This window comes from Peribacillus sp. QJM3NY_7 (assembly GCF_056173225.1).
In genome coordinates this window covers 155,817-162,500 of record NZ_CM149663.1, presented here as the reverse complement: position 1 = coordinate 162,500, position 6,684 = coordinate 155,817, and the positions used below count along the sequence as shown (strand labels likewise).

Here is a 6,684-nt window from a genome sequence, read left to right as displayed (position 1 = left end):
GTACAAAACATTCTTCATGCCCCCGTTTTTTCAACGGAAGATGGGCCGAAAGCGGTTTATAAAGGGGAAAAGAATGTTGCGATCACGTTCAATATTGGCTGGGGTGATGAGAAAGCCGCTCCGATAATAGAGACATTAAAAAGAGAAAAGATTAAATCGGCCACTTTTTTCCTTTCGGGATCCTGGGCAGAACGCCACCCTGACATAGTAGCTGAAATTGTGAAAGAAGGATATGAAATCGGCATGCTTGGTTATGATTATAAGGATTATACCGAAATGGAAGATCAAGAAATCATCCGGGATATTTCTAAAGCCCAGGAAGCATTTAAAAAACTTAATGTAAAGAATATAGAACTTTTACGCGCTCCCACCGGCCACTTTGATAAACGACTCTTGAAGATCAGTGAGAAATTCGGATATACCGTTGTCCATTGGAGCATCGATTCGAAGGATTGGACCAATCCAGGTGTGGATCGGATCATACAGAACATCACCAAGGCCCAAAAAGGTGATATCATTTTATTACATGCTTCAGACTCAGCAAAACAAACGAATAAAGCATTACCGGAGTTATTAAGTGAACTTCGATCAAAAAATTTAAACTTCGTTAACGTTTCAGAGATGATTTCCAATTCCTCGGCAAGCAGTGAGGAAGTCCGCTAACTTAAAAAACTGCGTACTAATGGTCTCCATGAACCTTTAGTACGCAGTTTTTCTGTTTTGACTTCTTTATGTAAAGTCCGGCCAAAATATTGGTTAGCTGCCTTTACCTAATTGACCGGCTTTCATCTTTCCCTTTGCTGGAGTTTGCTTACGCTCTCTTCTATCGGCCAATTCCTTTTGTGAAATTTCAATCAATTTGCCAAGGACCAATAATTGATAAGCATTGCAGACTAGCAATGGAAACAGCATGAAGTAAAGCCAGCCTTCATCATTGGTTTTCAGGACAGGTACCCACTCCAATACCGTGACCACGACCATGAAAAACAAGGCCGGTATGAAGGACTGTTTATTCGTTTGTTTCATTTTGAAATAAGCTGTAATAAGCCCTGCGGCCAATACAACCAATGCTAACACGATATACGAACTGATTCCCTCGCCTGAACCAAAGCTAAGATATCGCAGGTAAACAAGATCGAATACAACAAAAAGAATGAGTACAAGTTGAACGGCATTCCATAAGGAAGCGCTTTTAAATATCCCCAGACCAAAACGATGTATTGTTAAATAGGCAAAAAAGCCGGCTTGGCTTATGACACTGAAAATCAATCCAACACCGAATAACCAAATAAAAGTTGATAGGATGGCACTGACTTCAAAAGAAGAAAAATAAGGCTTAAACTCACTCCATCGAGCCAAGAACCCTACAACTCCGCCAGTTACGCCACCTATAAGCAATGTTGTTAAAAACAATTTAACTAAATTACGGCTGTTCATTGTTTTCCTCCATACATTTCTATTTCATATCCTTAATTGTACCAACCAAATTTGGAAAAATCCACTTATTCCACCAAGGAATAATATCGCCGATTGGAACCATATTAACAGTAAGAAGGATGAAAGGGGCCCTGCGTATGAGAGTGGGAGTTGCTTTGCTTTTCACGTCATTCTTACTCGTTTGTTCCGGTTGTGCTCAAAATGGGGCAGGCGGAGAAAAAATGGAGTACGAAGAGACAAAGAAAATGGTCGTCGATATCTTGAAGACAGATGATGGAAAAAAGGCCATCCAGGATATCATTACTGATGATAAAACGAAAGCTGAACTCATTATGGATTCGGATGCCATTAAGAAATCCATTGAAGATATGGTCACTTCAGATAAAGGGAAGGAATTTTGGAAAAAGACATTCAATGATCCTGAATTTGCTTCCGCTTATGCTAAAGCATTAGAAGACGAACATAAAAAGGTATTGAAGGACTTAACTGCTGATCCTCAGTATCGTGGAATGCTCATGGAAATAATGAAAGAACCGGATATGGAAAAAGAAATGAATAAATTATTAAAAACCAAGGAAATGCGATCGGTCTATAAAGAGCTGATCATCGAGACAATGGAAAGTCCTCTCGTCCAAGCGAAAATGCAAGAGAAATTGGATAAAGCAGCCACAAAGGCGGCCGAGAAGGAGAAAAAGTAAAAAGAATGAAAAAAGGCTGATTCCCAATCGGAATCAGCCTTCTTTTTATTGCAGTTTTTCAATGACCTTTTTAGCAATATCTTCGTAAATCCTGCCAAGCCTATGGTCCGCTGCGTAAATGGATGGAGCAAAGTCCTCTTCGTTCCAATCTGGCTGTTGCAGGGGAAGTTGACCTAAAACTTCTGTACGAAGCTCTTCTGCAAGCTTCTTTCCGCCGCCTTTTCCGAATACATATTCCTTTTCACCGGTCGTTTTACTTTCGAAAAATGACATATTCTCTATGACACCAATGACTTCGTGTTCTGTCTTGATGGCCATGGCACCAGCTCTTGCAGCAACGAAGGCTGCAGTCGGATGCGGTGTCGTAACAATGATTTCTTTACATGAAGGGAGCATCGTATGCACGTCCAATGCAACATCGCCTGTACCCGGCGGTAAGTCAAGGACCAAATAGTCCAAATCTCCCCATTCCACTTCATTAAAGAAACTGTTAAGCATTTTACCCAGCATCGGCCCTCTCCAGATGATCGGCGCGTTATCCTCTACAAAAAAGCCCATTGAGATAACTTGAACGCCAAACCGTTCTACAGGAATGATTTTTTCCCCGCGAACAACCGGTCGTTTTGTTATCCCCATCATATCAGGTACGCTGAATCCGTAAATATCGGCATCAACCAGTCCGACCTTTTTGCCTAGACGAGCAAGTGAAGTGGCAAAATTCACTGAGATCGTAGATTTTCCTACTCCGCCTTTACCACTGGCGATCGCGATGAATTGAGTCTTACTGTTAGGACCAAGCAAACCTTGGTCCGCCTCACCCTGGGGAATGCTTTCACGATGCTTGGCTAATTCCTCTTCTGAAAGTTCCGTGAAACGGATGCCTACCGATTCTGCTCCGTTCGTTTTCAGCAAGTCCACAACTTCGGATTGCATTTGCATTTGCTCGGCAGTCCCCGTTTTCGCAATCGCAAGTTTAACGCTTACATGATTCTTTTCAGGTTTTATTTTGATTTCTATAATTCCATTTGTCTCTTCAAGGTTTTTATGTAGAAAAGGGTCTTTAAGATCCTTTAATAAATTCAGTACTTTCTCTTCTGTTAACAAGTCGAGCACCCCTTTGAATTTTATTTTCCCATTTTTCAGTATAACATATTACCGAAAGAAAACTTATTATCTGCCTTGTATGCTGGGCCAGATTATTTCCCCATGATAAAAAGGCCTTGTACCTTACAAGACCCCGACATCACTCGTCATCCGATAGTTTTTCTTCTGTGAAGTACCGTAAAATCCCCATATAAATTGAACTGGCAATCTTTTCCTGGTATTTATCACTGATAAGCCGTTCCCTTTCCTCAGAATTGGAAAGAAAGCCAATTTCCACAAGCGCTCCTGGTTTCTTAGCATAATTCATCAAATACACATGATTGATCGTTCTTGCATCACGCTTTGTATTTTCCAGGTTTCTGATGATTTCAGTCTGAATGAATTTAGCCACCTGTTCATTTTCCTCAAACCTGCTTGTATAAAAGGTTTGGGCACCTTTCGATGACGCCGATGGAAAAGAGTTCAGATGAATGCTTAAGAATAAGTCCGCTTCCGAATCATTGATCATTTTAACCCGATTCCGTAAGTCCTCCTGTTTTCGCTGGCGGATCCCCTTTGTATTACCCTGTGCCAGATCCTCATCCTTCTCACGGGTCATGATGACAAGTGCACCTTGTTCCTGCAAATAGTCCCTGACCTTTAATGAAACGGAAAGGGCAATTTCCTTTTCCATTATCTCTTGTACATTGGCCCCGCCGTCCATTCCCCCGTGACCTGCATCAAGAATGATGACCTTCCCTGCCAACGGAAGGTTCCAGGAGTCCCAAGAATCATCTTCAACGAATTTAAAAGTCACAATTAAAAAAAGGACAAACAATCCCATTGCGATTCCTGTATATTTCAGCTTTCTGCGCATGACCGTTCCCCTTCCATGATCTCTCTACTAAAAAGTATGGGACAAACCATGGAATTAGAACAAGGAATGGGATTTTGCCTTCTTAATGCAGTTTCATTTTATATCGTTTCTCTCCAGTCTTAAAACCGTCCAGCCACCAATCCCCTACAAATCCTTCACAACAATAAAACAATCCTTCATCGAAAGCGTTATTCGCTGTAACTTCCCGCCAATACAAAATAAAGTTAAAAAGAGTATCGACCAAAAACTTCTCTTCCTTCCAGCACCTGGACCTTACATCATCTTCCGACTCCCCATAATAGCCAAACTTACTATAGTTCGCTCCTAATAAATAAGCTTCGATGGCAACATCGAAGTAGCCTTCCTCCAAAACATCCATCAAATCCTGTCCAAAGTAACGCTGAATCCTCCCCTTCATATCCTCGATAGAAAGTTCCCTGAGCAACCTGCGTTCGAACTTCAATTGCCTTTCCCTTTGCATCTCCTGTAAACCTAATATCACAGCCATAATTCACCTCCGGGGCAATTCCCCATTTCCCAAAATTATTTCCCAAGACATAATTTAGTTTTAGCGTTCTATTTTGAACCATTCATTTATTCCATTGGCAAAAAATAACGAGGATAGGTTCAACAGGTAATTGAAATGCCTTCATATGCTATCTTCCATAAGAAGCTTAAAAGGACAGCCCAAACATTTCGGATGATAATTACTCGCAGAAAAAATTGATACTATCACCCGTAACCCGTTAATTTAGGATGCTACCCGAGGCGGACCTTGCGACTTGGGCAGCTCACTGCGCATGCCTTACAGTGATCACACCTGATTATTCATGTCGTGTTCTTCCTTAAATTCAAGCAAGCTTTGTGATCTATCGATAAAAAGGACATCCGTGGTAAACGGATGTCCTTTTCTAACATGATATTACATTTTATAATAGCGAATTTATTTAAATACATACCTACTTAGCAGGATGAACTGCCAGAGGTTCATAAAGCACAGTATATCCAGTCGCCGGTACTACACAAAGTTTGAATGGCTTCCTATATTCATTTCACTTTATATCTGTCCAGCCCTCTTCTTTAATCGGCCAGCTAGAGGCACGACGATTATTCCGGCTATTACGACCTGCATTACGTTTCCGGGGATGGAGCCGAATGGCTGGATCCAGTTACCGTAAAGGATAACTTCAGTAAAATAATAGCCCACGATTTTTATGATCAAGGCAACGGAAACGGCCAAAGTGTATACAAGTTCTCTTTTGCCCGGTACCTTTTCAGATATAAGGCCGGCTAGAAAGCCCATTGCTCCGACGATGACGAATGTAAACGGTGCCCATGCTGCCCAACCAGAGAATAAATCGAAGAAGGCCATACCGAAGGCGCCTGCTATCGCCCCTGTTTTTTTTCCATATACCAAGGCTGCTATAAAAAGGGGAACGTTGCCCAAATGGACCAGGCCTCCGTTACCCATTATTGGGAGCTTGATGTTGATGAACATTGTCGCTACAAGGGTTAACGCAATGAATAGTGCATTGATGACCAAGGCTTTTGTTTTAGTTGTTTCAATCGGTGAGTATGTTGAATTCATATGAAGTCCTCTTTCTTTTTTTAAGTATTATCATACTCCTAAACAGAGACTTAATAAATATCGATTTTACAAATAATTCTGTATTCCACAAATAAACTCATGTGTAAACAAATGGGACCTACCATCCCCAACATCCGAAGCACCCTCCCCACGGCGTTAAATCGCTTTGTGGCTTGGAGGCTGGGAAGGATTTATATCATGACGCAGAAGGGTTCATGGAGCGTGATGTGGGTCATATTATCCCGGTCATTAAAAGGACTTAATGAAATTCAAATTCATTCTAACGGATTAAGAATCATTGCACTCTGTACATTAAATAAATTTGAATGGCAATATAATCCGAACTAAAATGAAGCCCCTTTCTTAACCACCATATTATAATGCCTACCAATGAGGCCGTTTTAATGTCAATATCAACATAATCAGCAGGTAAATCCTTCTTGGTATTCTTCCTTCTTATTTCTACTAATTGCTTTAATAATGAAAACAATTGTTCTTCAAACTGATTCGTTTTAAATAAAATAAGTAAATAATTTCGATGGATATATAAATAATCAAGCAATTGTGTCAGCTGTTGTTTTTCCGATAAGTCTTTTGCATGTATTAAAGCAAGAATTTTCTCCGATAGCTCATTCAGAATCTCATCGGTGATTTGTGTTAGTAAATCTTGAATATCCTGATAATGCAGGTAAAATGTTGTCCGATTCAGCCCTGCTTTGGCTGCGATTTCCCGGACCGTTAAATTCGAAATAATGGGGTCCTCGCACAAGAGAGCAATGACAGCGTCTTTAAACATTTCCCTTGAGCGAATTGTACGGGGATCTTCTTTTTTAGGTATGGACATTTTAATCTCCTTTATAGATTTTCTTTAACTTTCTCAACAGCATATATTTCTATGTCGATTAGTGAACATTTTCAAGAAAACTGTTCATGGTAAGTAACATATATTTTTGTTACCATCGATTTTATCGACACGGTGTTGAGAATGCAAGTCAAAAGTG

The 6,684-nt window shown here is 40.5% G+C and carries 8 protein-coding genes (1 of these 8 cut by a window edge); 2 read left to right on the top strand and 6 right to left on the bottom strand.

Annotated elements, in window-relative coordinates; genetic code table 11:
- On the top strand, positions 1–663 hold the 3' portion of the coding sequence (pdaB, locus tag AC0VX1_RS00915) for a polysaccharide deacetylase family sporulation protein PdaB (protein WP_034304945.1). It extends 90 nt beyond the left edge of the window; only the last 663 of its 753 coding nucleotides appear in the window; the start codon falls outside the window, past its left edge; it ends in the stop codon at positions 661–663.
- A gap of 93 nt (positions 664–756) precedes the next feature.
- Here pdaB and AC0VX1_RS00910 read toward each other — a convergent pair whose 3' ends face one another.
- Positions 757–1,437 (bottom strand): KinB-signaling pathway activation protein, encoded by a 681-nt coding sequence (locus AC0VX1_RS00910; RefSeq protein WP_048677929.1) that lies wholly within the window; start codon positions 1,435–1,437, stop codon positions 757–759.
- A 137-nt stretch (positions 1,438–1,574) separates the two neighbouring features.
- Here AC0VX1_RS00910 and gerD point away from each other — a divergent pair, with 137 nt between their 5' ends.
- The gene (gene gerD / locus AC0VX1_RS00905) at positions 1,575–2,135 is read left to right on the top strand and encodes a spore germination lipoprotein GerD (RefSeq protein ID WP_034304948.1); all 561 of its coding nucleotides are present in this window, start codon (positions 1,575–1,577) and stop codon (positions 2,133–2,135) included.
- Positions 2,136–2,180: 45 nt separating this feature from the next.
- Here gerD and AC0VX1_RS00900 read toward each other — a convergent pair whose 3' ends face one another.
- From AC0VX1_RS00900 to AC0VX1_RS00880, 5 genes are all read right to left on the bottom strand, one after another.
- Positions 2,181–3,239, bottom strand: a complete 1,059-nt coding sequence (locus AC0VX1_RS00900; RefSeq protein ID WP_034304949.1) for an Mrp/NBP35 family ATP-binding protein — start codon at positions 3,237–3,239, stop codon at positions 2,181–2,183.
- 139 nt (positions 3,240–3,378) lie between these two features.
- On the bottom strand, positions 3,379–4,095 hold the full coding sequence (gene cwlD, locus AC0VX1_RS00895) for an N-acetylmuramoyl-L-alanine amidase CwlD (RefSeq protein WP_034304950.1): 717 nt from the start codon (positions 4,093–4,095) through the stop codon (positions 3,379–3,381).
- Between the two features lie 82 nt (positions 4,096–4,177).
- On the bottom strand, positions 4,178–4,603 hold the full coding sequence (locus AC0VX1_RS00890; protein WP_034304952.1) for a DUF2521 family protein: 426 nt from the start codon (positions 4,601–4,603) through the stop codon (positions 4,178–4,180).
- A 549-nt stretch (positions 4,604–5,152) separates the two neighbouring features.
- The gene (locus AC0VX1_RS00885; RefSeq protein WP_063574537.1) at positions 5,153–5,683 is read right to left on the bottom strand and encodes an ECF transporter S component; all 531 of its coding nucleotides are present in this window, start codon (positions 5,681–5,683) and stop codon (positions 5,153–5,155) included.
- Between the two features lie 295 nt (positions 5,684–5,978).
- Entirely contained in the window at positions 5,979–6,527 is a 549-nt protein-coding gene (locus AC0VX1_RS00880; protein WP_475469614.1) for a TetR/AcrR family transcriptional regulator, read from the bottom strand.
- Positions 6,528–6,684 lie beyond the last annotated feature (157 nt).

Coding starts and splice junctions, on each gene's coding strand:
- AC0VX1_RS00910 (WP_048677929.1), bottom strand. CDS start 1,437: ATGAACAGCCGTAATTTAGTTAAATTGTTTTTAACAACATTGCTTATA.
- AC0VX1_RS00880 (WP_475469614.1), bottom strand. CDS start 6,527: ATGTCCATACCTAAAAAAGAAGATCCCCGTACAATTCGCTCAAGGGAA.
- cwlD (WP_034304950.1), bottom strand. CDS start 4,095: ATGCGCAGAAAGCTGAAATATACAGGAATCGCAATGGGATTGTTTGTC.
- AC0VX1_RS00890 (WP_034304952.1), bottom strand. CDS start 4,603: ATGGCTGTGATATTAGGTTTACAGGAGATGCAAAGGGAAAGGCAATTG.
- AC0VX1_RS00885 (WP_063574537.1), bottom strand. CDS start 5,683: ATGAATTCAACATACTCACCGATTGAAACAACTAAAACAAAAGCCTTG.
- gerD (WP_034304948.1), top strand. CDS start 1,575: ATGAGAGTGGGAGTTGCTTTGCTTTTCACGTCATTCTTACTCGTTTGT.